Below are 26648 nucleotides of genomic sequence, written 5' to 3'. Positions count from 1 at the left end.
GTGGTGTCGTCAGTCGGTCGTGGCGGGAGGGGGCGGAGCCGCGGGCCCCAGGTCGGCATCCGGCACCCAGAATACCGCACGCCCGTCCGGCGTGTCGCGCTCGTCGACCTCGACCGGCCGCAAGCGGCCGCCGCGGCACGGGCCGCCGACACACTTGCCGGTATCCGGCGCGTAGATCGCGCCGTGCGTCGCGCACATCAGGTACAGGCCCGACGACTCGAAGAACTGCCCTTCCGCCCAGTCGAGCTCCATCGGTACGTGCGCGCAACGGTTCAGGTAACCATACGCACGGCCGTCGTAGCGCACGAAGAACACGACCGCCTGCTCGCCGCGCAGCGTCGCGTCGACGCGCACGCCGGCACCGCCGTCGGCCAGCGCGTCCGATGCACACACGCGCACGGCTTCCGGCGCCGTGCTCATGCGTGCTCCCGCAGCCACGCCGCCAGCGCGCCGACATCCGGCGCGACAAAGCGCGGCGTCAGCGCGGCCAGCGCATCGGCCGTGTGCGCGCCGTACGAGACGCCGATGCCGGCCGCCCCCGCACTCGCGGCCATCTGCAGGTCATGCGTGGTGTCGCCGATCATCACGGTACGCGCGAGATCCTGCCCCAATTCGCGGGACAGTTCGTGCAGCATCGCCGGGTGCGGCTTCGAGAAGGTTTCGTCCGCGCAGCGCGTCGCATCGAACAGGCTGGTCAGCTTCGACTGGTCGAGCACACGGTTCAGCCCGACCCGGCCCTTGCCGGTCGCGACCGCGAGCAGGTACCCCGTATCGCGCAATTCCGCGAGCAGTTCGCGCACGCCGGCGAACAGCTCGATGCGCTGATCGTCCAGCAGATAGTGATAGCGATAGCGCTCGGCCAGCCGCGGATAATCGGACGGATCGAGGGTCGGCGCCGTAATCTGCAACGCATCGCGCAGGCCGAGGCCGATCACGTAGCGGGACGCCTCGTCGGACGGGGTGGGTACGCCGAGATCGCGGCAAGCGGCCTGGATGCTGTGCGCGATGTGCGCAGTCGAATCCATCAGCGTGCCGTCCCAGTCGAAGACGATCAGGTCAAATTGCTGTCGGGCCATGCGAGTCAGGCGGTATCGCGCAGAGCGCTGAGTTGATCGAGGAAGCGCCGGCATTCGTCCGGCAGCGGCGCGTCGAACTGCAGCGCCTCGCCGGTCAGCGGATGCGCGAGCTTCAGCCGGTACGCATGCAGGAACATCCGTTTGAGCGACGGCTGCGCGTTCGCGCGCGCCAGCGCCTTGTTCAGTGCGAAATCGCCATACTTGGCGTCGCCGGCAATCGGCAGGCCGAGATGCGCGAGGTGCACACGGATCTGATGGGTCCGACCCGTTTTGAGTTCCGCTTCGACCAGCGCGTAATCCGGCCAGCGCTCGATCAGGTTGAACACCGTGTGCGACGGCAGGCCGTCGTCCTGCACGCGCACCCGCCGCTCCCCTTCCGGGGTCGAATACTTGAACAGCGGCGCCTTCACCGCGCGGCGGCGGCCCCAGTCGGGCTGCCATTCACCGTGCCCGCACGCGAAGTAGCGCTTGTCCATCCGGTTTTCGCGGATCTGCTCGTGCAGGCCGACGAGCGCGGTGCGCTTCTTCGCGAGCATCAGGATCCCGGAGGTCTCGCGGTCGAGCCGGTGCACGAGTTCGAGAAATTTTGCGCGCGGGCGCGCCTGGCGCATCTGCTCGATCACGCCGAACGCGACGCCGCTGCCGCCGTGCACGGCGACGCCGGCCGGCTTGTTGATGACGAGCATCGCGTCGTCTTCGTACAGCACCTCGAACTGCGCGGGCGGCACGATCGGCGTGTCGGCGCGCGCGAGGTCGGCCGCCGCCACCCGCACGGGCGGCACGCGGACGATGTCGCCGAACGCGAGACGGTACTGGGCGTCGACCCGACCCTTGTTCACGCGGACTTCGCCGCTGCGCAGGATCCGGTAAATATGGCTTTTGGGCACGCCTTTACAGACGCGCAACAGGAAGTTGTCGATCCGCTGACCGGCCGAGTTTTCGTCGATCTGGATCATCGATACCTGGCCGCTTGCGACTGAATTCTGGGATATTTTGCCTAACTCATTCATACTGAATATAATTTTGCCCAGCCGGACGTTGAGGGTGGCCTGACAGGCCGGCCCCGACCGAGTCGGGCAAGGCGCAAGCGCAAACCGTTATTTTACTTGCGCCGGGGGTTCGCTGCTCACCCCTAATCAAAGAGATGCAGCAAGTTGCACGCACGGCGCCGGCCGTCGGCAAGGATCGCGCCCACAGGCGGATTCGGTCGACCAGGCGCCGCGGTAACGGAAAGTTGGTTGAAAAGAATATGATCGGCAGCCCGACGGCGTGAAGTGCGTCCGCAGGCTGCCGGTTGCGAAAATTACGGCGTTGCGCCCGATTTGGCCCCGCGAAGCGTGCGGGGCTTGGCGACGTCAAACCAGGGAAGTACACCCCAAGCGGGAAAGTCGGGCTGGATTCGATACTCCCCGCTGCGGCCCAAGCCGCAGCATCTGCCGCCCGTCGGCGCGCGCGACGCATTGCGCGCGCCCGTGGCAATGCCCGGACTCAGGCTTAGCGCGCTTTTGCAGCGTGCGGTGTGTGAACGCCGTGCTTTGAAACCGTATTCGCAGGTGCCCTACGGCCGCCGGCCCCGTCTTTCGGGCCCAAGCGCCTCTTCAGGCAATTCTCCCCGCCATCGTTCCCGCTCCAGCGTGCTCGTGACAACACAACAAGGTGCGGCCTGCCGTCGTTCCCGCCCTCGCGACTGACAACCGCGAGGCGCCGGCAGCGGAGCCGCCTGGAGCCGTTCATGAAACGCATGCTGTTCAATGCGACGCAGCAGGAGGAGCTGCGCGTCGCCATCGTCGACGGGCAAAAGCTCATCGACATCGACATCGAGACCGCCGGGCGCGAACAGCGCAAAGGCAATATCTACAAAGGTGTCATCACCCGCATCGAGCCGTCGCTCGAAGCGTGCTTCGTCAACTACGGCGAAGACCGCCACGGCTTCCTGCCGTTCAAGGAAGTCGCCCGCCAGTACTTCAAGGAAGGCATCGACATGCGCTCCGCGCGCATCCAGGATGCCCTGCGCGAAGGCCAGGAGCTGATCGTCCAGGTCGAGAAGGAAGAGCGCGGCAACAAGGGCGCCGCCCTCACGACCTTCATCTCGCTCGCCGGCCGCTACCTCGTGCTGATGCCGAACAACCCGCGCGGCGGCGGCGTGTCGCGCCGGATCGAAGGCGACGAGCGCCAGGAACTGCGCGAGACCATGGCTCAGCTGCAGATTCCGGACGGCATGAGCATGATCGCCCGCACCGCGGGCATCGGCCGCAGCGCCGAGGAACTGCAGTGGGACCTGAACTACCTGCTGCAACTGTGGCGCGCGATCGAAGCGGCGTCGCAAAGCGGCAACGCCGGCCAGCCGATGCTGATCTATCTGGAATCGAGCCTCGTGATCCGCGCGATCCGGGACTATTTCCAGCCCGATATCGGCGAAATCCTGATCGACACGACCGAGATCCACGATCAGGCCCGTGCGTTCATGGACATCGTGATGCCGGACAACGTGTCGAAGGTGAAGCGCTACCACGACGACGTGCCGCTCTTCTCCCGCTTCCAGATCGAGCACCAGATCGAGACTGCGTACTCGCGCACGGTGCCGCTGCCGTCCGGCGGCGCGATCGTGATCGACCACACCGAAGCGCTCGTCGCGATCGACGTGAACTCGGCGCGTGCGACCAAGGGCGCGGACATCGAGGAAACGGCGACCCGCACGAACCTCGAAGCGGCCGACGAAGTGGCCCGCCAGTTGCGCCTGCGCGACCTCGGCGGCCTGATCGTGATCGACTTCATCGACATGGAGTCGGCCAAGAGCCAGCGCGAAGTCGAACAACGCCTGAAGGACGCGCTCAAGCACGACCGTGCGCGCGTGCAGATGGGCAAGATCTCCCGCTTCGGCCTGATGGAACTGTCGCGCCAGCGCCTGCGTCCGGCGCTGTCGGAAGGCAGCCACGTGACCTGCCCGCGCTGTAACGGCACCGGCCACATCCGCGATACCGAATCGTCCGCGCTGCAGGTCCTGCGGATCATTCAGGAAGAAGCGATGAAGGAAAACACCGCGGCGATCCACTGCCAGGTGCCGGTCGAGGTGACCGCCTTCCTGCTCAACGAAAAGCGTCAGGAAATCAACAAGATCGAGTCGCGTTTCAAGGTCGGCATCGTGCTGATCCCGAACAAGCACCTCGATACGCCGCACTACAAGCTCGAACGCCTGCGTCATGACGACGCACGCCTCGACGATCCGCGTGCGTCCTGGAAGATGGCCGAGGAAGCCGCCCGCGAACTGGAGTCGGAAACCGGTTACAGCAAGCGCGCAGCCGAAGTGAAGCCGAAGCAGGAAGCGGCGGTCAAGGGCATCACGCCCGAGCGCCCGGCGCCGAGCCCGGCACCGCAGCGCCAGGCCGAGCCGGTTCCGGCGCCCGCACCGGTCGCCGCGGCGAGCGGCGGCTTCATCGGCTGGCTGAAGGGTCTGTTCGGCATGTCGCCGGCTCCGGCGCCCGCGCCGGTTGCACCGGCACCGGCAAAGGAACAGGCTGCCCGTCCGGCCCGCGAGCGGACCGAAAAGACCGAGCAGCGCGGCGGCGATCGCAATCGCAACCGTCGTGGCGGCGCCCAGCAGGCTCAGGGTGGTCGCGACCAGGCAGCGGCAGGCCGCGGCCAGTCGCAACGCCAGGAACGCGAAGGCAAGGAAGCGCGCGAGCCGCGTGAACCGCGCGAGGGTCGCGAACCGCGTGAAGGCCGCGAGCCGCGCGAAGGTCGTGAGCCGCGCGAAGGTCGTGAGGGCCGCGAAGGTCGCGAGGGCCGTGGCCCGCGCGAAGGCCGCGAACCGCGCGAGCCGCGTGAAAGCCGTGAGCCGCGCGAACCGCGCGAGAACCGCGAACCGCGCGAGCGCACCGAGCAGCCGGAAGCCGTCGAGGCGGCCGGCCGCGGCGAGCGCCAGGAACGCGGCGAACGTCGCGAGCGCGGCGAGCGCCGCAAGCCGACGCAACACGCGGCGACGCTCGAGACCGTCACCCGTGGCGAGAACCATCCGGAAGCGGAAGCCGACCAGGCCGCAGCCGTCGCCCTGCCGGGCGCCGATGTCGCAGCCGACGCGGAAGCCGGCGTACGTGACGGCGAGGAACGTCGCCGCCGCCGCCGCGGCCGCCGTGGCGGTCGTCGCGAGCGCGAGGACGAAGGCGCAGTCGTCGACCACGCCGAGCAAGGCGCGGACGGTGAAGCCGACGTGCAGGCCGTGACGACGGAAGCCCCGAGCGCGGTCGAGCCGGCCCATACGGCCGCACCGGTCGCCGTGGCAGCCGTCGCCGCAGCAGGCGCCGTGGTCGCCGAGGCCGCAGTCGAACCGCGTGCCGAAGCAGTCGCACCGGCCGAGGTCGAGCCGCAACCGGCACCGGTTCGCGTCGAAGCGACGCCGGTCGCACCGCTCGAGCCCGCCCCGGTCGTAACGATCGCACCGGCAGCCGAATCGGCACCGGTCGCGCCGGCCGCCGCTCCGGAAGCCGGCCCGGCCCCGATCGCGGTTTCGCCGACCGATGCGTTCGAAGTGCCGGCCGCGCCTGCTGCCGTCGAGGCGCCGCAGTCCGCGCCCGTCGAGCAGGCCGCACCGGCACCGGTCGTCGCGGTCGAAGCTGCTCCGGCAGCCGTCGAACCGGCTCATGTCGAACCGGCCCACGTCGAAGCCGCACCGGTCGAAGCCGTTGCCGCACCGGCTCCGGCGCCCGTCCAACCGGCCGCTGCGCCCGCTTCGGCGAGCCTCGATGTCGTGCTGGAGCAGGCCGGTCTCGTGTGGGTGAACACCGACGCCGACAAGTTCCGCGCTGCCCAGGAAGCCGCGTCGCGCCTGCCGCGCGCGGTCCGCGAGCCGCGCGAGCGCAAGGCGCTGCCGCCGGTCGACACGACCCCGATGCAGCAGGTCGAAACGTCGCACCATTAAGCGGTGCATCGCCCGACCAGGAAAAGCCCGCCTCCGGCGGGCTTTTTCATTTCCGCGCTGCGGGTTTCCGCCCACCGGACCGGCCGGCCGCTTGCGGCTAAAATAGAGGTCTGGCTCGCACTTCTTTCAACATGTCCCGACGCATCATTCCTCTCGCCGACGTCAGCGGGATGCCGGATATCTCCGGCGTCGCGCACACCCCTGACGGCGCCCTGGCCGACACGTTCGCCAGGCCGCTGCGCGACCTGCGCATCTCGGTAACGGACCGCTGCAATTTCCGTTGCGTGTACTGCATGCCGCGAGACGTGTTCGACAAGGACTACCCGTTCCTGCCGCACAGCGCACTGCTCACGCACGAAGAGATCGAGCGCGTGGCGCGGCTGTTCGTCGCGCACGGCGTCGAAAAGATCCGGATCACCGGCGGCGAGCCGCTGCTGCGCAAGAACCTCGAATTCCTGATCGAGCGCCTCGCGCGCCTGACGACCCACGACGGCCGCCCGCTCGACCTGACGCTGACCACCAACGGCTCGCTGCTCGCGCGCAAGGCGCGCGCGCTGAAGGACGCCGGCCTCACGCGCGTGACGGTCAGCCTCGATGCGCTCGACGACACGCTGTTCAAGCGCATGAACGACGCCGACTTCGCGAGCGCCGACGTGCTCGAAGGCATCTTCGCCGCGCAGGCCGCGGGCCTCGCGCCGGTCAAGGTCAACATGGTCGTGAAGCGTGGCACCAACGACGGCGAGATCCTGCCGATGGCCGCGCGCTTCCGCGGCACCGGCGTGATCCTGCGCTTCATCGAATACATGGACGTCGGCACGTCGAACGGCTGGAACATGACCGAAGTGCTGCCGTCCGCGGACGTCGTCGCGCGGATCGCCGAGCAGTTCCCGCTCGTGCCGCTCGAGCCGCACACGGCGGCGGAAACCGCGCAGCGCTGGGGCTATGCGGACGGCAGCGGCGAGATCGGCGTGATCTCGAGCGTCACGCAGGCATTCTGCGGCGACTGCACGCGCGCGCGGCTGTCGACCGAGGGCAAGCTGTACCTGTGTCTGTTCGCGTCGACCGGCCATGACCTGCGCGCCCTGGTGCGCGGCGGCGCAAGCGACGCCGAGATCGCGACCGCGATCGCCCGGATCTGGCAGGCCCGCACCGACCGCTATTCGCAGCTGCGCGGCAGCGCGGCCGCCGACGCGGCGCCCGACGGCGCCGGCAAGCGCGTCGAAATGTCGTACATCGGCGGCTGACGCGCGCCGCCCGCCCCGATTTCCCGCGATGTCTGCTTCCGCCTCACCTTCCATCACCGGCCTGCTGCTCGCGGGCGGGCGCGCGACGCGCATGGACGGCGCCGACAAGGGCCTGCAGCTGCTGGACGGTACGCCGCTCGCGCTGCACGTGCTGCGCCGGCTCGCGCCGCAGGTCGACGAGACGCTGATCAGCGCGAATCGCAACGCCGATCGCTACGCCGAGCTCGGTGCGCCGTTCGACGCGCGCATCGTGCCGGACGACACACCCGATTTCCCCGGCCCGCTCGCGGGCCTGCTCGCCGGCATGCGGGCGGCGCGCGCACCGCTCGTCGCGTGCTCGCCGTGCGATACGCCCTATTTGCCGGCCGACCTCGTCGCGCGGCTGCACGCGGCCCTCGACGCGCGGCAGGCCGACATCGCGATGGCGGTGACCGTCGACGCGCAACAGGCGCGTTCGCCGCAGCCGACCTTCGCGCTGCTGCGCACGTCGCTCGCCGACGATCTCGCGGCCGGGCTCGCGGCCGGCGAGCGCAAGGTGCGTGCGTGGTACGCACGCCACAAGACGGTCGAAGTCGAGTTTCGCGACGAGCGTGCGTTTTACAATGCCAACTCCTGGCAGGAACTTGCCGCGCTTGCCCGCCGCTGACGGCACCGGCATCCGTTCCCGCCCGCCGCATGCGCCTGCGCGCTCAGGCGCCCTCCGCGCGCCACCGGCCACGAACCCGATACGCCTTGCGGCGCAGCCCGACTGATGATCACGCACTCCTCGCCCGCCTCCCGAACCGCACCCGATTCCGCTGCCCCGCTGTCGCTCGCGGACGCGCAGGCGCTCGCGTGCCGGTTCGCGGTGCCGGTCGACGCGTGTGACACGGTGCCGCTGCATGACGCGCTCGACCGCGTGCTCGCGGCCGACGTGAATGCGCCGTTCGACATTCCCGCGTACGACAACTCGGCGATGGACGGCTATGCATTCGACGGCGGCGCTGGCGCGCTTGCATCGGCCGCCGAAGTCGCGCTGACGGTGGCCGGCACGGCGCTCGCCGGCCATCCGTTCGACGAGGCCGTCGCGCCCGGCGCGTGCATCCGCATCATGACCGGCGCGCCGATGCCGGCCGGATGCGACACGGTCATTCCGCAGGAACGCGTGCGCGTCGACGGCGACGTCATCCGCTTCGCCGCGCACGACGTCGCGCGCGGCGCAAACTGCCGCCGGGCCGGCGAGGATCTCGCGCGCGGCGCCTGCGCGCTTGCCGCCGGCCGCATCCTGCGCCCGTCCGATCTCGGCCTGCTCGCATCGTTCGGGTTGCGCGAAGTCACGGTGCGCCGCCGCGTGCGCGTCGCCGTGTTCTCGACCGGCGACGAACTGCGCGAACCCGGTGAGCCGCTCGGCCGCGGCACGCTGTACGACAGCAATCGCGGGATGCTGGTCGCGATGCTCGAAAGGCTGCACATCGACGCGCTCGATCTCGGGATCGTCCGCGACGATCCGGCGGCGCTCGAACGCGCACTGCGCGATGCCGCGGCCGCACGGGCCGACGCGGTGATCACGTCGGGCGGCGTGTCGGTCGGCGAAGCCGATTTCACGCGCGACGTGATGGCCCGGCTCGGCGACGTGACCTTCGCGAGCCTCGCGCTGCGGCCCGGCCGGCCGCTCGCATGCGGCACGCTCGCGGGCGACGGTGCCGGCCACGTGCTGTTCTTCGGGCTGCCCGGCAATCCGGTCGCATCCGCCGTAACGTTCTACGCGATCGTGCGCCCCGCGCTGCTGACGCTGGCCGGCGCGCATGCGCCGGCACCGGCGATGTACACGGCACGCAGCACGCAGGCACTGAACAAGCGTCCGGGCCGTACCGAATACCTGCGCGCGATCGCGACGCGCGACGCCGACGGCCAGTGGCACGTCGCGCCGGCCGGTTCGCAGAGTTCCGCATCGTTGAGCGGCCTCGCGGCCGCCAACTGTTTCATCGTCCTGGGCCACGATACCGCGGCAGTCGACGCGGGCACCCCGGTCGACATCCTGCCGCTCGACGGCCTGATCTGAATTCCAATCGGTATATCTCTACGGGGGCAATCCGCACATGAAGAAACAAATCTCGTCGATCGCCGCGGGGCAGACCGCGAAGGCACTGATCCTCGTCTACCTGACGTTCAGCGTACCGATCGTGCTGCTCGGCATCCTGGTCGCGTACATCCGCTACGGGATGGTCGAACTGAGCACGATCCTGAGCGCGCTGCTGCTGAACGCGATCCTCGGTTTCGTGCTGCTGTGGATCGCCTGTCACGCGTACAACTGGGTCGCGTCGCGCTTCGGCGGCATCGAGATCGTGCTGTCCGATCCGCCGGAGGAAGCGTGAGCGGCACGCCGCTGATCCGCGCAGCCGAAGCGCGCGACGTCGGCGCGATCCTCGCGCTGATGCGCGAGCTGGCCGAGTTCGAGAAGCTCACGCACCTGTTCGTCGCGAGCGACGCCGACCTGGCCGATGCGCTGTTCGGCGAGCATCCTGCCGCCGAAGCGCTGGTGGCCGAGCGCGATGGCGCGATCGTCGCGTATGCGCTGTTCTTCCACAACTATTCGACGTTCCTCGGCCGTCGCGGCCTGTATCTCGAGGATCTGTACGTGCAGCCGTCGCAGCGCGGCACGGGCCTCGGCACCGCGATGCTGCAGCACCTCGCGGCACTCGCCGTCGAGCGCCGCTGCGCTCGCTTCGAATGGTCGGTGCTCGACTGGAACCAGCCGGCGATCGACTTCTACGAGAAGATGGGCGCGACCGTGCTGCCGGACTGGCGCATCGTGCGCGTCACCGGCGACGCGCTGAACGCGCTCGCCGCGCACTGAACGCGCGCCGGCCACGCCGGTCGCCGTGTCAAAAGAAAACGGGCGCCGCGGCGCCCGTTTTTCGTTCCAGCCTGTTTCTGCCGCACACGTCATGCGTCATGCATCGTCGGCATCGGCGCCGTCCGCGGCTTCCGCACCGAGCAGCCCGGCCGCTGTCTCGCCCGGCAGCGCCTCGACCTGCTTCAGCTTGCGGTTCATCACGCGGGTGCGCTGCTCGGCGGCCTCGATCGAGCGCGTGACCGTTTCGAGCTGCGCCTTCGTGCGCGCCAGCACATCGCCGAACTTGCCGAATTCGGTCTTCACCGCGCCGAGCACCTGCCACACTTCGCTCGAGCGCTGCTCGATCGCGAGCGTGCGGAAGCCCATCTGCAGGCTGTTCAGCAGCGCGGTCAGCGTCGTCGGCCCGGCCACCGTCACGCGATAGTCGCGCTGCAGCAGGTCGGTCAGCCCCGGGCGGCGCAGGATCTCCGCATAGAGCCCTTCGGTCGGCAGAAACAACAGCGCGAAATCGGTCGTATGCGGCGGTGCGACGTACTTCTCGGCGATCGTGCGCGCCTCCATCCGCACGCGCGCCTCGAGCGCACGGGCCGCCTCCTCGACCGCCGCCGAATCGGCACGCTCCTGCGCGTCGATCAACCGCTCGTAGTCTTCGCGCGGAAACTTCGCGTCGATCGGCAACCACACCGGCGGCGCGTCGCGCGTGCCGGCGTCGCGCCCGGGCAGCCGGATCGCGAATTCGACGCGTTCGCTGCTCTTCGGCACCGTCGCGACGTTCTTCGCGTACTGGTCGGGCGTGAGCATCTGCTCGAGCAATGCCTCGAGCTGCACCTCGCCCCAGGTGCCGCGCGTCTTCACGTTGGTCAGAACCTTCTTCAGGTCGCCGACGCCGGCCGCGAGCGTCTGCATCTCGCCGAGCCCGCGGTGCACCTGCTCGAGCCGGTCCGACACGAGCTTGAACGATTCGCCGAGCCGCTGTTCGAGCGTCGCATGCAGCTTCTCGTCGACGGTGCGGCGCATCTCCTCGAGCTTCGCCGCGTTGTTCGTCTCGATTTCCTTCAGCCGCTGCTCGAGCGTCGCTCGCACTTCGCCGATCCGGCGATCGTTGGCCTCGGTCAGTTGCGTGAGCTGCCGGTTCAGCGTGTCGCCGAACAGCCGCAGCGCGACCGTCTGCTCTTCGCGCGCCTGCTGCGCCTGGCGCTGCACGCTCTCGCGCATCGCGTCGAACTGCTGCGCGTTGCCCGCGACGAGCTTGCCGAGCTGTTGCGCGAAACCTTCGATCTGGTTGTTCTGCACGGTGGCGATGCTCGTCAGCTGCGTCGCGAGCGTCTGCTGCAGCTGCGAGAAATTGCCGGCCAGCTCGGTACGCGAGCCGCGCGCGTTCTCGACGATCTCGCCGCGCAGCTCGCGTTCGAGCCGCTCGACCGCGAGCGCCTGCGCGTGCGCGGCGTCCTCGATCTGGTCGCCGAGCACGGCCGCATCGTCATGGCGGCCGCCGCCGCGCACGATCGCGACGATCGCCACCGCCAGCGCGACGGCCAGCACGACGACCGCCGCCAGCAACAACATCGTGGTCATGCGCGCGGCTTCCCGATCACGTCAGGGTTGATCGGATTCGGCGGCTGCCCCGCGCGCGGCCCTTCGCCCAGCGCGGCGATCAGGTTGTCGGCCGCGAGGTTCGCCATCGCGCGGCGCGTCTTTTCGGTCGCGCTCGCGATATGCGGCGTCAGCACGACGTTCGGCACCTCGAGCAGCGCCGGATGGACGCTCGGTTCGCCTTCATACACGTCAAGGCCGGCCGCGGCGATCGTCCCGTCGCGCAGCGCGACGGCCAGCGCCGCGTCGTCGACGATGCCGCCGCGCGCGATGTTGGTCAGCGTCGCGGTGGGCTTCATCTTCGCGAGCTCGGCCGCGCCGATCGTGTGATGGTTCTCCTGCGTGTACGGCAGCACGAGCACGACGTGATCGGCACGTGCCAGCAGCGCGTCCTTCGACACGTATTCGGCGTTCAGCTCGGCCTCGATCTCGGGCGCGACCCGCGACCGGTTGTGATAGATCACCTGCATTCCGAAGCCGCGCGCGCGCCGTGCGAGTGCCTGGCCGATACGCCCCATGCCGACGACGCCGAGCGTCGAGCCGTAAATGTCGCTGCCGAGGAAACCGTCGTACGCCCACTTCTGCCAGTGCCCGGCGCGCAGCCAGTGCTCGGATTCGGCGATCCGCCGCGCGGCGGCCATCATCAGCGCCCAGCCGAAATCCGCAGTCGATTCGTTCAGCACGTCGGGCGTATTGGTGCCGAGCACGTTCGCCGCGTTGAACGCGGCCATGTCGAAGTTGTTGTAGCCGACCGCCATGTTCGACACGACGCGCAGGCGCGGCGCCGCCGCGAGCGCAGCCGCGCCGACCGGGTCGCCCGCCGTCAGCGCACCGTCCTTGTCCGCGAGACGCGCGGCGAGCGCATCGGGGGCGAGCGCGTCGCCGTTGTTCCAGTCCACTTCGAAATACTGCTCGAGCCGTTCGATCACGTCCGGAAAGATCGGACGTGCGACCAGGATCTTCTGCATCGCCATCTCCGCATGCCGCGGCCGGAACGCGGCGCATCGTGCGCCGCCGGAACCGTCCGCGCTTGGTTGAAAATCGTCAGCCTACGCCGTGAAGAAAATCCACGACGTCAGCAGGAATACGGGTACCAGTATGACGAACGCCCAGCCGAGATACGCGAAGAAGCTCGGCATCTTGACGCCGCGCGATTCCGCGATCGCCTTCACCATGAAGTTCGGCGCATTGCCGATGTAGCTGTTCGCGCCCATGAACACCGCCCCCGCGGAGATCGCGGCGAGCGTCGTCGCGCCCGTCGTCATCAGCGCTTGCGCATCGCCGCCCGCGAGGTTGAAGAACACGAGGTAGGTCGGCGCGTTGTCGAGGAACGACGACAGCAGGCCGGTCGCCCAGAAGTACATCGCATCGATCGGCTTGCCGTCGGACCCCGTGACGAGATGGACGATCTGCGCGAACGCACCGTCCGCCCCGGCGCGCAGGATCACGATCACCGGCGCGATCGTCACGAAGATTCCCGCGAACAGCTTCGCGACCTCCTCGATCGGCGCCCAGTTGAACGCGTTGCCTTCGCGCGCCGAGCGCGGCGTCAGCGCGAGCGACGCGAGCGCCACGACGACCAGCGCGACGTCGCGCACGAGATTCTGCAGCGCGACGTGCGTGCCCCATACGTCGAACGTGATGCCCGGCTTCCAGATGCCGCTCATCAGCACGAGGCCGATCACGGCCGCGAGCAGCACGAAGTTGACCTTGCCGTCGATCGACAGCGCGCCACTGTCGGGTGTCGGGTCGAGCGCGGCCGGCCGCTCCTCGCCGCCCTTCCGGTAGAAGTACGTATCGAGCACGAAGAACAGCGTCAGCAGCACCACGCAGATGAACAGCATCGGCAGCGCGAGATGCGTGGTCGTCCAGAAGAAGCTCACGCCGTTCAGGAAGCCGAGGAACAGCGGCGGATCGCCGAGCGGCGACAGCGAGCCACCCGCGTTCGCGACGAGGAAGATGAAGAAGATCACGACGTGCACGACGTGCTTGCGGTTGTCGTTCGCGCGCAGCAGCGGCCGGATCAGCAGCATCGCGGCGCCCGTCGTGCCCATCACACTCGCGAGCAGCGTGCCGAGCGCGAGGATCGCGGTGTTCAGCTTCGGCGTGCCGTGCAGGTTGCCGTTGACGCAAATGCCGCCGGCGACCGTATAGAGCGCGGTCAGCAGCACGATGAACGGGATGTACTCCTCGAGCAGCGCGTGCACCAGCGTACCGAACGCCGTGCCCGCGCCGAACGCGACCGCGAACGGGACCAGGAACGCGATCGCCCACGCCGCGGCGATCTTGCCGAAGTGGTGATGCCAGAACACCGGGGCGACGAGCGGGAACACCGCGATGGACAGCAGGATCCCGGCGAACGGGATGCCCCAGAGTGCGGACAGCGTGGCACCGTCGAGCGTGGCGGCCGATGCGAGCGCGGGAACGGCGCCAAGCGCGGCTCCCGACGCCATGCCCGCCCAGGCGGCATGTCGTTTCATGCAGAACTTCCTTGTGCGAATGAGTGGAGTGAGGATGGATCGGGCGCGCGCGTCATGCGCCGCGCACGACGATCGCATGAACGCGGTACGGGCCGTGCGCGCCCAGCACGATGGTCTGCTCGATATCGCCCGTGCGCGACGGGCCCGATACGAAATTGACCGCGCGCGGCAATTCGCCGCGCTCCGCGCGAATCAGCGCGAAGGCGTCTTCATGGCCCGCGACGATCCGCGACGCCGGCACGATCGCGATGTGGGTTTCCGGCAGCAGCCCGGCCGATGCATAGGTGTCGGGGCCGGACAGCAGCACCAGCGAACCCGTTTCGGCGGTTGCGCAGAAGCAGCCGGTGAGGCCGACGAGATCGCCGTCGCGCGGCTTGCGGCATTCGACCGACAGGCCGGCGCCGGCCCAGTCGAGCTCGGCCAGCGTGCGCCAGGCGACGGCCTGCATCGGCAGGCCGTGAGCGGAAAGATAGCGGGCAGCGGCGGCGGGCGCGTCGGCCAGCGTCGCGACTTCGTCGACCGTCGTCGACAGGCGCGCCGCTTCATCGACGAATGCGGCGACGAGGTCGGCCGGCATCGGCGGGCGCGGCCCTTCGGGATGGCGGACGAGATAGTCGGCGACGCCGTCGCGCTCCGCCGCATCGGGTTCGGGTGCGCGCCCTTGCGCCGCCCGAATGCGTGCGAGGATCTGGCGACGGGCAGCGGAAGTGTCCATGAACGGTCCTCGTGACGTTGGCGTGCGATACCGTCGGATTATACCGGCCGCCCTCGCCGCGACGCACCTGGCCGCATGGCCGACGCTTACTGCGATGCGTCGTCGGCCGGCTGCGCGATGCCGAACACCTGGCGCAGGTACGCGAGATACGCCTTGTCGTCGCACATGCTCTTGCCCGGCGTATCCGACAGCTTCGCGACCGGCTGCCCGTTGCAGCGGACCATCTTGATCACGATCTGCAGCGGCACGTAGCCGAGATCGTTCGTGAGGTTGGTGCCGACGCCGAATGCAAGCTTGCAGCGGCCGCGGAACCGTTCGAACAGTTGCATGACCTTCGGGATGTCGAGCGCGTCCGAAAACACGAGCACCTTGGTACCCGGATCGCAGCGGTTCGCCTCGTAGTGCCGCAGCATGCGCTCGCCCCACTCGAACGGATCGCCCGAATCGTGGCGCGCGCCGTCGAACAGCTTGCAGAAGTACATGTCGAAGTCGTTCAGGAACGCATCCATCCCGTAGACGTCCGACAGCGCGATCCCGAGGTCGCCGCGATACTCCTTCGCCCACATCTCGAAACCGTAGGTCTGCGAATCGCGCAGCCGCGGGCCGAGCGCCTGGCAGGCCTGCAGGTATTCGTGCGCCATCGTGCCGAGCGGCGTCAGGCCGTGCTTCATCGCGTAGAACACGTTGCTCGTGCCCGCGAACTGCGGCCCGAGCCCGTCGCGCAGCGTCAGCGCGACCTCCTCGTGCCACACCTTCGAGAAGCGCCGGCGCGTGCCGTAGTCGGCGATCTTGCAGTCGGCGAATTCGGGCTTCGCGCCGAGCAGCTTGATCTTCTCGCACAACCGCTCGCGGCCTTCGCGATAGTCGGGCTCGCGCTGCGTGTTGCGGAAATAGACCTCGTTGACGATCGCGAGCACCGGGATCTCGAACAGGATCGTGTGCAGCCACGGCCCCTCGATCACGATGTCGATCTCGCCGTTGCCCTTCGGCGAAGGCGTGATCGAGATGTACTTCTCGTTCAGGTGGAACAGCGCGAGGAAGTCGACGAAATCGCTCTTGATGAAGCGCATGCGCCGCAGGTAGTCGAGTTCGTCGTCGGTGAAGCGCAGCGCGCACAGGCCGCGCACCTCGTCGCGGATCTCGTCGATGTACGGGACGAGATCGACGCCGGGCGTGCGACACCGGAACCGGTACTCGACGTTTGCGGCAGGAAAGTGATGCAGGACGACCTGCATCATCGTGAACTTGTAGAGATCCGTGTCGAGCAGCGAAGTGATGATCATGATTGCGGCACCGCCAATATCGTGACAGGGCCCGGCGCACCGCGCGCCGCCCGGTCTGTCGGTCATGTTACCCGAATGCGGGCCCGACCATCGGGAAACCGCCTCCCCCTGCCCGCCGCGCCGTACGGACAGCCGCACGCGCCGCGCCCGCTGTCGGCCCCATAAACTAATCACGAAACGATATAAGCCGGAAAGCCGACCACGTCATGCGGGTTTTGCGCTTCAGTTACAATGCCGCTTTTGGCGCACACGCCACCCCATATATACCGCCAAGCAGGAGCGCTTTAATGACTCACGTTGTGACCGAAGGCTGCATCAAGTGCAAATACACGGATTGCGTGGATGTGTGCCCGGTGGATTGCTTCCGTGAAGGTCCCAACTTTCTCGCCATCGATCCGGACGAGTGCATCGACTGCGCCGTGTGCGTCGCCGAGTGCCCGACCAATGCGATCTATGCCGAAGAAGACGTTCCGGGCGACCAGCAGCAGTTCACCGAGCTGAACGCCGAGCTGGCGAAGAACTGGCCGTCGATCACGAAGACCAAGCCGGCACCGGCCGACGCGGACGAGTGGAAGGACGTGCAGGAAAAGCTGCACCTGCTCGAGCGCTGATCGCGCAGCGGCACCGCAAGAAATTTTTATGCGCCGCCGCTCAAAAGTGTTGACAGGTTAGCGAACACTCCATAAAATCTCGTTTCTCTGCTGTTGTTGTTTGTTCCCCGATAGCTCAGTCGGTAGAGCGCCGGACTGTTAATCCGTAGGTCCCTGGTTCGAGCCCAGGTCGGGGAGCCAAAAACACAAAGGCCCGTTGAAAGTGGACGGGTTTTTGTTGGCCACCAGACACACACGCAGATGTACCGATTTATTCCCCGATAGCTCAGTCGGTAGAGCGCCGGACTGTTAATCCGTAGGTCCCTGGTTCGAGCCCAGGTCGGGGAGCCAGACAGCGAAAGGCCCGTCATTCGACGGGCCTTTTGTTTTTCCGGCGCCCGTCGGTCACCGCCGCGCATGCTAGAGTCTCTGTCCCGCATTCGCATCCGGTTCCGTCGATGAAGCACCGTCTCCTTTCCGCCGCGCCGCTCGCCTTTCTGCTCTCCGCCCTTGCCGCCGCGCCGCTCGCGCACGCGGAGGAAGTCGGCAGCGTCAACACCCATTTCCGCGTGACGGGCTCCGACCGCGTGGTCGTCGAAGCGTACGACGATCCGCTCGTGACGGGCGTCACCTGCTACGTGTCGCGGGCGCGCACCGGCGGGATCAAGGGCACGCTCGGCGTCGCCGAGGATCCGAGCGAAGCGTCGATCGCGTGCCGGCAAGTCGGCCCGCTCAGCTTCAAGGAGCCGCTCAAGCAGCAGACCGACGTGTTCAGCGAACGGATGTCGTTCATCTTCAAGACGCTGCACGTCGTGCGCGTGGTCGACAAGAAGCGCAACACGCTCGTCTACCTGACCTACAGCGACCGCATCGTCAGCGGCAGCCCGAAGAACGCCGTGACCGCGGTGCCGATGCCGGCCGGCACGACGATTCCGGTCAAGTAAGCCCGCGCCGGCCGGGCGCGCGAGCGCTACACTGTCGATTCGACCGCCCTCGCGCCCGACCATGTCCGCCCCACGCCTTCTTCCGGACTCCGCACGCTACTGGCGCACGCCGCTGCTGCCGGACGCGGATCTGCTCACGGCTACCTATCGCGACCATACCTTCGCGCCGCACTGGCACGACGCGTACACGATCCCCGTGATCCTCGAGGGTGCGGAGCGCTACACCTGCCGCGGCAGCGGCCATGTCGCCGAAACGGGCACCGTGCCCGTGATCAATCCCGGCGAAGTGCACACGGGCTCGCGCGCGACCGACGAAGGCTGGTGCTATCGCGTGAGCTACGTGCCGGTCGACTACATTCGCGCGCTCGCGAGCGCGATCGCGGAGCGCCCGCAGGATGCGCCATGGTTCCCGTCCGACGTGATCCGCGACACCGATCTCGCGGCACGGCTCGCGCTGGCCCACCGGATGATGGAGGCCGGCAGCGAACGCGTGCCGCCGTTCTACCCGCACGAGCAGCCGGCCGCCGATGATCCGGCCGCCGCGGCACAACGCGCTTACGATCCGCTCGCCGCCGAAACCGCAATGCTCGATGCGCTGTCGACACTGATCGCGCGCCATGCCGACGCGCGGCTGCAACCGGCGGTGCTCGCGGCCGACGAACCGCGCGTCGACGCGATGCGCGAACGGCTCGCCGCCGATCTCACCTGCACGGTCACGCTCGACGACGTCGCGCAGGCCGCCGGCCTGTCGCCGTTTCACGCAGCGCGCCTGTTCACGCGCACGACCGGAATGCCGCCGCATGCGTGGCGCAATCAGCTGCGGCTGCAGCGCGCGCTTGCACCGTTGCGCGCGGGCGCGTCGATCGCCGATGTCGCCGCGGCCAGCGGTTTCGTCGACCAGAGTCACTTCACGCGGCATTTCAAACGGATGTTCGGCGTGCCGCCCGGACGCTGGCAGGCGCGCTGACGCCCTTACCTGCATTCGACAACAGACGGCAACCGGCACGCTCGCAGCGCCATCGGCATCCGCGCGGGCGCAAGAACATACAAGCCGCCGCCGCATCGCCCCGCTATCCTCCATTTCATGGAGACGCGCCCCGTGAACCCCACACCCACCCCCTCGGCCCCGCCTCGCCGGCCGCTCAACGAATGGCTCGACGGCGCACGCGACACGATCCCGATGATGATCGGCGCGGCGCCGTTCGGCGTGATCTTCGGCACGCTCGTCGGTGGCGGACCGCTCGCCGCATGGCACGGCGCGCTGATGTCGCTCGCGGTGTTCGCGGGCTCCGCGCAATTCATCGCGCTCGGCCTGATCGCGGGCAGCGCGAGCTTCGTCGTCGTGCTCGCGACGACGCTGATCGTGAACCTGCGTCACCTGCTGTACAGCGCGACGCTCGCGCCGTACGTCGCGCACCTGCCGCTGCGCTGGCGCGCGACTCTCGGCGCGCTGATGACCGACGAGGTGTTCGCAGTCGCCTACGCGCACTACCGGCACTTTCCGCCCGGCGCGATCGGCCCCCACTATTTCTTCGGCTCGGGCCTCGCGATGTATCTGAACTGGCAGATCTGGACGCTGGCGGGCATCGGCTTCGGCGCGGCCTTCCCGGGCCTCCAGTCGCTCGGCCTCGATTTCGCGATGGCGGCGACCTTCATCGCGATCGTCGTCCCGCAGCTCGGCACACTGCGCTATCTGGCGGCCGCCGCGACGGCCGGCACGCTCGCGTACTTCTGGCAGGGCTGGCCGTACAAGCTCGGACTGCTGGGCGCGGTCGCCGCCGGCGTCGCGGTCGGCGTCGCGCTCACGCTGCTGCACGCGCGTTCGCGCACCGCTTCACGCACGGAGGCCGCATCGTGAACTACGCGCTGCTGATCCTCGGGATGGCCGCGATCACCTATGCGATCCGGACGACGCTGTTCCTGTTCGGCGAGCGGCTGACCTTCCCGCCGCTCGTGCGGACCGCGCTCGGCTTCGTGCCCGTCACCGTGCTGACTGCGATCATCGTGCCGATGACCGTCTCGCCGCACGGCGGCGCGGCCGAGCTGACCTGGCGCAATCCGCAGCTCGTCGGTGCGCTCGCCGCCGTGCTCGTGTCGGCGACGACTCGCCGGCCGCTCGTGACGATCGCGGTCGGTCTCGCGGTGTTCTTCTTCTGGCAAGGGATCGTGATGCCGCACTGGCTGCCGGCCTGAGCGGACGTCGCCGGCCGCGCTCAAGTTTCCGTCCGGCGCGCCGATATAAGAAGTGAAGACCCGCCATCGGCCTCGGCGCGAACCGGTCCGTCGACGCTGCGCCCGCACCGGTGCGCGGTGTCGGCCGCCGGCCCGCGCGGGCCGCCATCGAGACGATTCATGGGCCAGATCACCCTTTCCCTCAAGGACGACACGCTTGCGTCCCTGCGCAAGGACTACGACGCGTTCGTGCGCGTGTCGCTGAAACTCGACCCGCAGTTCGCGACACCGTCGTTCGAGGATTTCCTGCGCGCCAAGCTGCTCGACAACATGGTGCCGCTGACCGAGCATGCTGTGCAGCGGATGCTCGAGGGCGGCCAGTACGCGTGGGCGAAGCGCACGCTCGACAAGGAATTCCCGGACGTCGTCGCGATCCTGATGCGGCAGGCCGGCGAATTCGGCTTCGGCTTCGCGTCGCGCTCCGAATGGACGCCCGACGAACTCGCGAAGGCCTGCCGCGACTGGGCCAAGGCGATCGTCGCCGAAGCGCAGGGCGACGCGTCGCTCGTCGATCCGCTCGCCGCGCAGATCAAGAGCGCGGTGCACGACATCCAGGCGCTCGAGGAAATGATGCAGACGCCCGCATGGCGGCTCGCGGAGTCGCTGCGCCAGCGCATCTACGAGGCGAAGCTCGCGTGCGAGATGAGCGTCGGCAGCGCCGCGCGCGACAAGCTCGGCGAACTGCGCGGCCTGCTGCGGCTCGGGCTCGCGCACGGTTCGTTCCAGAAACAGGAAGCGCAGCAGATCATGGAATACCTGCGGCTCCTGAAGCCCGAGATCTTCGTCGACGAGCCGTACGACGTATTCGCACGGCTCGCCGTGTGGCTGCGCAGCGTGTTTACGCCGTCCGCCGCACGGCCGGCGCAAGGACCGGGGCCGGAACAGCGCCGGCCGTGACGGCCCGGCGCCACGCATGAAGAACGGCCCGGTTCGCGCGAAGCGAACCGGGCCGCCGGTCGATCGCCGTCACGACGCGCCGTCCGGGGCGCGTGTCGTGCGGCGTCGGGGTGCCGCTTACTGCGCGGCGCCCGAGGCCGATGCACCGCCCTGCACGCCGGCCGACGCGCCGCCATCGGCCGCCTCGTCGCCCACCTTCGACTTCGCCGAGCCGGCGTGATGCTTGGCCGACTTCGCCGCATGCTTCGCGTGCTTCTTGGCCGAGTGGACCGACGATGCCGCCGTATCCTTCGCGCCGTCGGCTGCCGCACCGACCGCGTCGGTCGCGCCGCCGACCGCATTGCCCGACGCATTCGCGCCGGCACCCCCCTCCATACCCGCGCCAGCGCCTGCCCCTGTCCCTGCGGCCGGAGCCTGCGCCTGCACGCCGGCGCCTGCGGCGCCCTGTGCCGCGACGCCTGTCTGCGCGAATGCGGCCGAAGTGGCAAACGCCGTCAGCGCGGCACCGATCAGCATCGTACGAATCTTGGACATGACCATCCTCCTCAAGAAGTTGTGGGCGCGGACCGCCTCGATGCGATCCGTCGCGTCCCCTGCCGCAACACGCAGCAGGTACGACGAAAGACCCGCGGGCGGCACGGCCGGTTCTCGAATCTCTCAGACTGTTACCCACCGTTTCATTTGCTGACGAATCGCTCACAGTCGCTAACAACTGCGCCGCGCGAACCTGCCCGAGCGACCGCGCTCGCGTGCGAGCCCGCGGTGCCGTATGATGCGGGGCGATTCCTCCCGCGCATCGCGCGCTTCCTTCGTCATGCCCAACCTGGATTTCACGCTGACCGGCGAATACGTCGAGTTGCACAACCTTCTCAAGATCACCGGCCTCGCGGACAGCGGCGGCACCGCGAAGATGTTCGTCGCGTCCGGCGCGGTGAAAGTCGACGGCGTGGTCGAGCTGCGCAAGACCTGCAAGATCCGCGCGGGCCAGGTCGTGCTGTTCGGCGATACGCGGATCGCGGTGCACGACGCGTAGCGGTTCCCCTGACCACGACATGGCCATCGGCGCGCGCGTTCGACAGCGTTCGAATAAAGCCGTAAGCTAGCCGTCTCTCAAAATAAATACAGACAGCGCGGGCCCGCACCCGCGCGAGCGCCCATTCCATGTCGCATTCCGGTCTCACGCGGACGGCCGCCGCGCCGCCGTCCCTTTCCAGTCATGCCGCCGATACCGCGCGCCTCGCCGCGCCGCTCGCGATCGCGCAACTCTCGCAGATGGCGATGAGCGTCACCGACACGGTGCTGCTCGGCTCGCTCGGCCCCGATTCGCTCGCGGCGGGCGGCCTCGGCGCCAACTTCTTCTTCGTCATCGTGACCGTGCTGCAGGGCGTGCTGTCGTCGGTCAGCGTGAGCGTCGCGCATGCGCGCGGCGCGCAGGCGGAACACCGCGTGCCGCACATCTACTGGACCGGCTTCGTGCTGTCCGTGCTGCTCGCGATTCCGGCGATCGTCGCGCTGTCGCTGTCCGAACCGATCCTGCTGATGTTCCACGAGCCGCCGGCACTCGCGCATCACGTCGGCGAGTACACCGGCATCCTGCGGTTCGCGGCGCTCGGCAGCCTGATCGGCGTCGGGCTGATGCGCGCGTTCCTGCCGGCGATCGGCGCCGCGCGGCGGCTGCTGTGGGTGTCGATCGGCGGCGTCGGCGTCAACGGCGTGCTGAACTACGGGCTGATCCACGGCGCATTCGGCTTGCCGCGGCTCGGCTTCCTCGGCTCGGCGGTCGCGACGACCATCACCATCTGGCTCACCGCGCTCGCGCTGATCTGGCTGCTGCACGGCCGCCAGCGGTTCCGCCATTTCGTGACCGCCGCCCGCCCGAAACTGCCGGTGATGGGGGAGCTGATCGGCATCGGCTGGCCGGTGGCGATCACGTACGGGGTCGAATCGACGCTGTTTCTCGCCACGGGCCTGACCATCGGCGTGCTCGGCGCGACGTCGCTTGCCGCGCACCAGATCGCGCTGAACGTCGCGTCGGTGGCGTTCATGGTGCCGCTCGCGATCGGCCAGGCCGCCAACGTGCGGGTCGGCTACTGGGTCGGCGCCGGCCAGCCGGTCGCCGCGCGGCACGCAGGCTTCGTCGCGCTCGGCCTCGGCGTCGCGTTCATGTCGCTGTCGGGGCTCGTGCTGATCGTCGCGCCGCATGCGATCGTCGGCCTGTACCTGCACCTCGACGATCCGGCCAACGCGGCGACCGTGTCGCTTGCCGCGTCGCTCCTCGGCATCGCCGCAGTGTTCCAGATCGTCGACGGCATGCAGACTGTCGGGTCGGGCGCGCTGCGCGGGCTGCGGGATACACGCATCCCGATGCTCGCGGCGACCCTCGGCTACTGGGGCATCGGCTTCCCGACCGGCTACTGGCTGGCGTTCCATGCTGGCCTCGGCGCACGCGGCCTGTGGTGGGGGCTCGCGGCCGGCCTCGCCAGCGTCGCCGCGCTGATGGCCTGGCGCTTCCATCTGAAGAGCGCGTCGCTCGTCGCATCGACGCGCTGAGCGCGACACGACGCAAAATCGCGGCCGGCGCTATGCTTGTCGGTTGAAGACCCGAGACGCCGCGCCAGCGGCGCGACTGCCTCACGATACGCCAGACGCCGCGCGACGCGCGGCCTTTCCCCTTCCCAAGAGGAGTGCATCATGAACGAAGCAGTTCGGATGGAACGCGACACGTTCGGCGAGATCGCCGTGCCGGCCAACCGGCTCTGGGGCGCGCAGACCGAGCGCTCGCTGCAGAATTTCCGGATCTCGACGGAGAAGCAGTCGCCCGAGCTGATCCACGCGCTCGCGATCGTCAAGCGCGCCGCGGCCGCCGTGAACCAGTCGCTCGGCGTGCTGGCCGACGACAAGGCGCGCGCGATCATCGACGCGGCCGACGAGATCATCGCGGGCAAGCATCCGCGCGAATTTCCGCTCGCCGTGTGGCAGACGGGCTCCGGCACGCAGACCAACATGAACCTCAACGAGGTGATCGCGAACCGGGCGAGCGAGCTGCTCGGCGGCGAGCGCGGCGAAGCACGCAAGGTCCACCCGAACGACGACGTGAACCGCGGGCAGTCGTCGAACGACGTGTTCCCGACCGCGATGCACGTCGCGGCCGCCTACGCGATCGTCAACCACCTGCTGCCCGCGCTGCGCACGCTGCGCGCGACGCTCGACGCGAAGTCGAAGGCCTTCGCCGACATCGTGAAGATCGGCCGCACGCACCTGCAGGACGCGACGCCGCTCACGCTCGGGCAGGAATTTTCCGGCTACGTCGCGCAGCTCGACCAGGGCGTCCGGCACGTCGAGTCGGCGCTGCCGCACCTGTACGAACTCGCGCTCGGCGGCACCGCCGTCGGCACCGGGCTGAATGCACATCCGGAGTTCGCGGTGCGCGTGGCCGACGAGATCGGCCGGCTGACGACGCTGCCGTTCGTGACCGCCCCGAGCAAGTTCGAGGTGATGGCGGCCGCCGACGCGCTGGTGTTCGCGCACGGCGCGCTGAAGACGGTCGCGGCCGGCCTGATGAAGATCGCCAACGACGTCCGCTGGCTCGCGAGCGGGCCGCGCTGCGGGCTCGGCGAACTGTCGATTCCGGAAAACGAGCCGGGCAGCTCGATCATGCCGGGCAAGGTGAACCCGACGCAGTCGGAAGCCGTGACGATGCTGTGCTGCCAGGTGTTCGGCAACGACGTCGCGGTGAACGTCGGCGGCGCCAGCGGCAATTTCGAGCTGAACGTGTTCCGGCCGATGATCGCGCACAACGTGCTGCAGTCGGTGCGGCTGCTCGCCGACGGCGCGCAGAGCTTCAACGACCACTGCGCGGCGGGCATCGAGCCGAACCGCGCGCGCATCGACCTGCTGCTGAACGAATCGCTGATGCTCGTGACGGCGCTCAATCCGCACATCGGCTACGACAAGGCCGCGCAGATCGCGAAGAAGGCGCACAAGGAAGGCACGACGCTGAAGGCCGCCGCGCTCGCGCTCGGCTACCTGACCGAGGCGGAATTCGACGCGTGGGTACGCCCCGAAGAGATGATCGGATCGCGCTGATCGTGGGGGGCGACGCGATGACGGGCGCGGCGCGCGTGCGCGGCGCCCGTTGTCGTCAGACGGTGCCCTTCGCCACTTCCTCGGGCTTCATCTCGACGATCTTGTCGAGCGCGGCGCGCACGTCGGCCGCATACTTCGCGAGCACCTTCTGCTCGTCGGTCTCCGGGACGAACGGCGGTACCGGCACCGGGTTGCCGTTCTCGTCGACCGCGACGAACACGACGAGGCAGTCGGTCGTCTGGCGCAGCACGCCGCCCTTCGGATCGCCGGCGTGCACGGACACATGGATGTGCATGCTGGTGCGGCCCGTCGCGACGACGCGCGCCTTCAGTTCGACCAGGTTGCCGACGAGGATCGGACGCTGGAAGCGGATGTTGCCGACGCTGACCGTCACGCAATAGCGGCTCGACCAGACCGCCGCGCACGCATACGCGACCTCGTCGATCCACTTCATCAGCGCGCCGCCGTGCACCTTGCCGCCGAAGTTCACGGACGACGGCTCGGCGAGGAAGCGGAATACGGTTTCGGTGCGGTCGAGGGCGGCCGGTACGGGGGACGGTTGGGACATCGTGGTAGCTCCAGGCGGCGGGGGTACGGCAATCGGCGCATTATACGTTGCACTGCGGCAACTCGCCGCGGTGCCCGCCGCGCGGCCGCGGCCGCGCGCCCACCCGCGCGTTGAACCGGAATCGACCGGAAATTGGCGCCGCTCAGCGGCGCACCGTGATTCCCTGATCGATCGTCCCGTACATCTCGAGGCTGCCGCCCCGCTCGCCGGCGGCGCCTGAACCGCCCTGCGCACAGGCCGCGCAGAGGAGCGCGGCCGCCAACAGGCAGAAAATCGTCTTCATCGTTGCATCGTGTCGCATCCGGCGGCCCACTGCCGCCGCGTCCGGCCATTCTACGCGTGCGTGGCCGGCGACCGCGGATCGTGCACCGCCCCGCCGCATCCGATATTTCATCCGAACGCGAAACATCGAATGCGAGCAGCGCCTACACTGCAGTCATTCCGCCTGACGAGACACGACGATGACCGATCAAGACGACCACCACTTTCCGGGCCTGAGCCGGATCGGCGCACTGATCGCCGATCCGGGGCGCGCCGCGATGCTATGGGTGCTGATGGACGGCAGCGCGCGGCCGGCCGGCGAACTGACGATGATCGCGGGGCTGTCGCCGTCCGCGGCGAGCGCGCACCTCGCACGCCTGACCGAAGGCGGCCTGCTCGCGCTCGACGTGCGCGGCCGGCACCGCTACTACCGGCTCGCGTCGGCCGACATCGCGGCGTCGCTCGAGGCGCTCGCGAACGTGGCCCGCGCGGCCGCGCCGAACCGTCCGGTGCCGCCGCCGTCGCGCACCGTGCCGGCCGAACTGCGCTACGCCCGCACCTGCTACGACCACATGGCCGGCGAACTCGCGGTCCGCATCTTCGACGGGCTCACCGCACGCGGCTGGCTGCAGGCGGACGGCGACGCGATCGAGACCACCGAGCTCGGCACGCAGGCGCTCGCGCGCTGGGGCATCGACGTCGCGCAGCAACGCACGCGCCGGCGCCGCTTCGCATGCGGCTGCCTCGACTGGAGCGAGCGCCGCGCGCATCTCGGCGGCGCGCTCGGCGCGGCACTGCTCGACAGCTTCTGCGCACATGGCTGGATCGAGCGCACCGCGCGGCCGCGCGTGCTGCGCGTCACCGTGCCCGGACAGCAGGTTCTCGACGACTGGCTTACGTCCGCTTGACGCGGACATTGCGACCGGAC

Annotated in this window: 27 protein-coding genes and 2 tRNA genes; 18 read left to right on the top strand and 11 right to left on the bottom strand. The window is 68.9% G+C overall.

What is annotated here, in order from left to right; genetic code table 11:
* Window positions 1–9 precede the first annotated feature (9 nt).
* Genes U5771_RS20370 through U5771_RS20360 form a run of 3 tightly spaced genes read right to left on the bottom strand, consistent with a single transcriptional unit; the run spans window position 10 to window position 2086 of the window.
* The gene (locus U5771_RS20370; RefSeq protein WP_322025646.1) at window positions 10–420 is read right to left on the bottom strand and encodes a Rieske (2Fe-2S) protein; all 411 of its coding nucleotides are present in this window, start codon (window positions 418–420) and stop codon (window positions 10–12) included.
* Window positions 417–1076 (bottom strand): HAD-IA family hydrolase, encoded by a 660-nt coding sequence (locus U5771_RS20365; protein WP_322025645.1) that lies wholly within the window; start codon window positions 1074–1076, stop codon window positions 417–419. The genes U5771_RS20370 and U5771_RS20365 overlap by 4 nt, the downstream gene beginning before the upstream one ends.
* Before the next feature lie 5 nt (window positions 1077–1081).
* Window positions 1082–2086: an RluA family pseudouridine synthase gene (locus U5771_RS20360; RefSeq protein WP_322025644.1), complete on the bottom strand. Its 1005-nt coding sequence runs from the start codon at window positions 2084–2086 to the stop codon at window positions 1082–1084.
* A gap of 722 nt (window positions 2087–2808) precedes the next feature.
* Here U5771_RS20360 and U5771_RS20355 point away from each other — a divergent pair.
* The 6 genes from U5771_RS20355 to U5771_RS20330 all read left to right on the top strand — a co-directional run bounded on the left by U5771_RS20355 (window position 2809) and on the right by U5771_RS20330 (window position 10071).
* On the top strand, window positions 2809–5991 hold the full coding sequence (locus U5771_RS20355) for an Rne/Rng family ribonuclease (protein WP_322025643.1): 3183 nt from the start codon (window positions 2809–2811) through the stop codon (window positions 5989–5991).
* 131 nt (window positions 5992–6122) lie between these two features.
* Window positions 6123–7235, top strand: coding sequence for a GTP 3',8-cyclase MoaA (gene moaA, locus U5771_RS20350; RefSeq protein ID WP_322025642.1), 1113 nt, complete (start codon window positions 6123–6125; stop codon window positions 7233–7235).
* 28 nt (window positions 7236–7263) lie between these two features.
* The gene (gene mobA, locus U5771_RS20345) at window positions 7264–7881 is read left to right on the top strand and encodes a molybdenum cofactor guanylyltransferase MobA (RefSeq protein ID WP_322025641.1); all 618 of its coding nucleotides are present in this window, start codon (window positions 7264–7266) and stop codon (window positions 7879–7881) included.
* A 105-nt stretch (window positions 7882–7986) separates the two neighbouring features.
* Window positions 7987–9276 carry a gephyrin-like molybdotransferase Glp gene (glp, locus tag U5771_RS20340; protein ID WP_322025640.1) on the top strand — a complete coding sequence of 430 codons (1290 nt, stop codon included), beginning with the start codon at window positions 7987–7989 and terminating at the stop codon, window positions 9274–9276.
* Window positions 9277–9313: 37 nt separating this feature from the next.
* Window positions 9314–9589, top strand: coding sequence for a hypothetical protein (locus U5771_RS20335; protein WP_006476519.1), 276 nt, complete (start codon window positions 9314–9316; stop codon window positions 9587–9589).
* Window positions 9586–10071, top strand: a complete 486-nt coding sequence (locus tag U5771_RS20330; protein WP_322025639.1) for a GNAT family N-acetyltransferase — start codon at window positions 9586–9588, stop codon at window positions 10069–10071. Before U5771_RS20335 ends, U5771_RS20330 begins: the two co-directional genes overlap by 4 nt.
* A gap of 96 nt (window positions 10072–10167) precedes the next feature.
* Here U5771_RS20330 and U5771_RS20325 read toward each other — a convergent pair whose 3' ends face one another.
* From U5771_RS20325 to pncB, 5 genes are all read right to left on the bottom strand, one after another.
* A complete protein-coding gene (locus tag U5771_RS20325; RefSeq protein ID WP_322025638.1) occupies window positions 10168–11646 on the bottom strand; it encodes a DNA recombination protein RmuC in 1479 nt (492 codons plus the stop codon).
* Window positions 11643–12632 carry a D-glycerate dehydrogenase gene (locus U5771_RS20320; protein WP_322025637.1) on the bottom strand — a complete coding sequence of 330 codons (990 nt, stop codon included), beginning with the start codon at window positions 12630–12632 and terminating at the stop codon, window positions 11643–11645. The genes U5771_RS20325 and U5771_RS20320 overlap by 4 nt, the downstream gene beginning before the upstream one ends.
* A gap of 81 nt (window positions 12633–12713) precedes the next feature.
* Window positions 12714–14144, bottom strand: a complete 1431-nt coding sequence (locus U5771_RS20315) for a sodium:proton antiporter (protein WP_322025636.1) — start codon at window positions 14142–14144, stop codon at window positions 12714–12716.
* 52 nt (window positions 14145–14196) lie between these two features.
* Complete coding sequence (locus U5771_RS20310; protein ID WP_322025635.1) at window positions 14197–14859, bottom strand: lactate utilization protein C; 663 nt, start codon at window positions 14857–14859, stop codon at window positions 14197–14199.
* A gap of 86 nt (window positions 14860–14945) precedes the next feature.
* Window positions 14946–16142, bottom strand: a complete 1197-nt coding sequence (pncB, locus tag U5771_RS20305; RefSeq protein ID WP_322025634.1) for a nicotinate phosphoribosyltransferase — start codon at window positions 16140–16142, stop codon at window positions 14946–14948.
* 287 nt (window positions 16143–16429) lie between these two features.
* On the opposite strand from pncB, the gene fdxA reads away from it, so the two are divergent.
* From fdxA to U5771_RS20265, 8 genes are all read left to right on the top strand, one after another.
* Window positions 16430–16753: a ferredoxin FdxA gene (gene fdxA / locus U5771_RS20300; RefSeq protein ID WP_006753067.1), complete on the top strand. Its 324-nt coding sequence runs from the start codon at window positions 16430–16432 to the stop codon at window positions 16751–16753.
* A 104-nt stretch (window positions 16754–16857) separates the two neighbouring features.
* Window positions 16858–16933: transfer RNA gene (locus U5771_RS20295), tRNA-Asn, on the top strand.
* A gap of 74 nt (window positions 16934–17007) precedes the next feature.
* Window positions 17008–17083 (top strand) — tRNA-Asn (locus U5771_RS20290).
* A gap of 107 nt (window positions 17084–17190) precedes the next feature.
* Entirely contained in the window at window positions 17191–17676 is a 486-nt protein-coding gene (locus U5771_RS20285) for a CreA family protein (RefSeq protein WP_322025633.1), read from the top strand.
* Window positions 17677–17737: 61 nt separating this feature from the next.
* On the top strand, window positions 17738–18643 hold the full coding sequence (locus tag U5771_RS20280; protein ID WP_322025632.1) for an AraC family transcriptional regulator: 906 nt from the start codon (window positions 17738–17740) through the stop codon (window positions 18641–18643).
* 117 nt (window positions 18644–18760) lie between these two features.
* Window positions 18761–19534 carry an AzlC family ABC transporter permease gene (locus U5771_RS20275; protein WP_322025631.1) on the top strand — a complete coding sequence of 258 codons (774 nt, stop codon included), beginning with the start codon at window positions 18761–18763 and terminating at the stop codon, window positions 19532–19534.
* A complete protein-coding gene (locus U5771_RS20270) occupies window positions 19531–19869 on the top strand; it encodes an AzlD domain-containing protein (protein WP_322025630.1) in 339 nt (112 codons plus the stop codon). The genes U5771_RS20275 and U5771_RS20270 overlap by 4 nt, the downstream gene beginning before the upstream one ends.
* A gap of 159 nt (window positions 19870–20028) precedes the next feature.
* The gene (locus U5771_RS20265; RefSeq protein ID WP_322025629.1) at window positions 20029–20805 is read left to right on the top strand and encodes a DUF4088 family protein; all 777 of its coding nucleotides are present in this window, start codon (window positions 20029–20031) and stop codon (window positions 20803–20805) included.
* A 117-nt stretch (window positions 20806–20922) separates the two neighbouring features.
* Here the strand turns inward: U5771_RS20265 and U5771_RS20260 are convergent, their stop codons facing one another.
* Window positions 20923–21339 (bottom strand): hypothetical protein, encoded by a 417-nt coding sequence (locus U5771_RS20260; RefSeq protein ID WP_322025628.1) that lies wholly within the window; start codon window positions 21337–21339, stop codon window positions 20923–20925.
* Between the two features lie 280 nt (window positions 21340–21619).
* Here U5771_RS20260 and U5771_RS20255 point away from each other — a divergent pair, with 280 nt between their 5' ends.
* The 3 genes from U5771_RS20255 to fumC all read left to right on the top strand — a co-directional run bounded on the left by U5771_RS20255 (window position 21620) and on the right by fumC (window position 24891).
* Window positions 21620–21838: an RNA-binding S4 domain-containing protein gene (locus U5771_RS20255; RefSeq protein WP_006753074.1), complete on the top strand. Its 219-nt coding sequence runs from the start codon at window positions 21620–21622 to the stop codon at window positions 21836–21838.
* Between the two features lie 128 nt (window positions 21839–21966).
* Window positions 21967–23355, top strand: coding sequence for a multidrug efflux MATE transporter NorM (gene norM / locus U5771_RS20250; protein ID WP_322025627.1), 1389 nt, complete (start codon window positions 21967–21969; stop codon window positions 23353–23355).
* A 141-nt stretch (window positions 23356–23496) separates the two neighbouring features.
* Window positions 23497–24891 (top strand): class II fumarate hydratase, encoded by a 1395-nt coding sequence (fumC, locus tag U5771_RS20245; RefSeq protein ID WP_322025626.1) that lies wholly within the window; start codon window positions 23497–23499, stop codon window positions 24889–24891.
* Window positions 24892–24946: 55 nt separating this feature from the next.
* Here the strand turns inward: fumC and U5771_RS20240 are convergent, their stop codons facing one another.
* Window positions 24947–25459, bottom strand: coding sequence for an acyl-CoA thioesterase (locus U5771_RS20240; RefSeq protein ID WP_014897688.1), 513 nt, complete (start codon window positions 25457–25459; stop codon window positions 24947–24949).
* Window positions 25460–25601: 142 nt separating this feature from the next.
* Window positions 25602–25742, bottom strand: coding sequence for a hypothetical protein (locus U5771_RS20235; protein WP_322025625.1), 141 nt, complete (start codon window positions 25740–25742; stop codon window positions 25602–25604).
* Between the two features lie 178 nt (window positions 25743–25920).
* Between U5771_RS20235 and U5771_RS20230 the strand changes: the two genes are divergently transcribed.
* On the top strand, window positions 25921–26628 hold the full coding sequence (locus U5771_RS20230; protein ID WP_322025624.1) for a helix-turn-helix transcriptional regulator: 708 nt from the start codon (window positions 25921–25923) through the stop codon (window positions 26626–26628).
* The last annotated feature ends 20 nt before the right edge of the window (window positions 26629–26648 follow it).

Source organism: Burkholderia sp. BCC1977 (assembly GCF_905339595.1).
In the GTDB taxonomy this organism is placed as follows: domain Bacteria; phylum Pseudomonadota; class Gammaproteobacteria; order Burkholderiales; family Burkholderiaceae; genus Burkholderia.
This window is presented reverse-complemented; position numbering and strand designations above follow the sequence as displayed.

Coding starts and splice junctions, on each gene's coding strand:
- U5771_RS20370 (WP_322025646.1), bottom strand. CDS start 420: ATGAGCACGGCGCCGGAAGCCGTGCGCGTGTGTGCATCGGACGCGCTG.
- U5771_RS20310 (WP_322025635.1), bottom strand. CDS start 14,859: ATGGACACTTCCGCTGCCCGTCGCCAGATCCTCGCACGCATTCGGGCG.
- pncB (WP_322025634.1), bottom strand. CDS start 16,142: ATGATCATCACTTCGCTGCTCGACACGGATCTCTACAAGTTCACGATG.
- moaA (WP_322025642.1), top strand. CDS start 6,123: ATGTCCCGACGCATCATTCCTCTCGCCGACGTCAGCGGGATGCCGGAT.
- U5771_RS20285 (WP_322025633.1), top strand. CDS start 17,191: ATGAAGCACCGTCTCCTTTCCGCCGCGCCGCTCGCCTTTCTGCTCTCC.
- glp (WP_322025640.1), top strand. CDS start 7,987: ATGATCACGCACTCCTCGCCCGCCTCCCGAACCGCACCCGATTCCGCT.
- U5771_RS20355 (WP_322025643.1), top strand. CDS start 2,809: ATGAAACGCATGCTGTTCAATGCGACGCAGCAGGAGGAGCTGCGCGTC.
- U5771_RS20240 (WP_014897688.1), bottom strand. CDS start 25,459: ATGTCCCAACCGTCCCCCGTACCGGCCGCCCTCGACCGCACCGAAACC.
- fdxA (WP_006753067.1), top strand. CDS start 16,430: ATGACTCACGTTGTGACCGAAGGCTGCATCAAGTGCAAATACACGGAT.
- U5771_RS20275 (WP_322025631.1), top strand. CDS start 18,761: ATGGAGACGCGCCCCGTGAACCCCACACCCACCCCCTCGGCCCCGCCT.
- U5771_RS20235 (WP_322025625.1), bottom strand. CDS start 25,742: ATGAAGACGATTTTCTGCCTGTTGGCGGCCGCGCTCCTCTGCGCGGCC.
- U5771_RS20365 (WP_322025645.1), bottom strand. CDS start 1,076: ATGGCCCGACAGCAATTTGACCTGATCGTCTTCGACTGGGACGGCACG.
- U5771_RS20265 (WP_322025629.1), top strand. CDS start 20,029: ATGGGCCAGATCACCCTTTCCCTCAAGGACGACACGCTTGCGTCCCTG.
- U5771_RS20255 (WP_006753074.1), top strand. CDS start 21,620: ATGCCCAACCTGGATTTCACGCTGACCGGCGAATACGTCGAGTTGCAC.
- U5771_RS20320 (WP_322025637.1), bottom strand. CDS start 12,632: ATGCAGAAGATCCTGGTCGCACGTCCGATCTTTCCGGACGTGATCGAA.
- U5771_RS20335 (WP_006476519.1), top strand. CDS start 9,314: ATGAAGAAACAAATCTCGTCGATCGCCGCGGGGCAGACCGCGAAGGCA.
- U5771_RS20280 (WP_322025632.1), top strand. CDS start 17,738: ATGTCCGCCCCACGCCTTCTTCCGGACTCCGCACGCTACTGGCGCACG.
- U5771_RS20260 (WP_322025628.1), bottom strand. CDS start 21,339: ATGTCCAAGATTCGTACGATGCTGATCGGTGCCGCGCTGACGGCGTTT.
- U5771_RS20325 (WP_322025638.1), bottom strand. CDS start 11,646: ATGACCACGATGTTGTTGCTGGCGGCGGTCGTCGTGCTGGCCGTCGCG.
- U5771_RS20315 (WP_322025636.1), bottom strand. CDS start 14,144: ATGAAACGACATGCCGCCTGGGCGGGCATGGCGTCGGGAGCCGCGCTT.
- U5771_RS20230 (WP_322025624.1), top strand. CDS start 25,921: ATGACCGATCAAGACGACCACCACTTTCCGGGCCTGAGCCGGATCGGC.
- norM (WP_322025627.1), top strand. CDS start 21,967: ATGTCGCATTCCGGTCTCACGCGGACGGCCGCCGCGCCGCCGTCCCTT.
- fumC (WP_322025626.1), top strand. CDS start 23,497: ATGAACGAAGCAGTTCGGATGGAACGCGACACGTTCGGCGAGATCGCC.
- U5771_RS20360 (WP_322025644.1), bottom strand. CDS start 2,086: ATGAATGAGTTAGGCAAAATATCCCAGAATTCAGTCGCAAGCGGCCAG.
- mobA (WP_322025641.1), top strand. CDS start 7,264: ATGTCTGCTTCCGCCTCACCTTCCATCACCGGCCTGCTGCTCGCGGGC.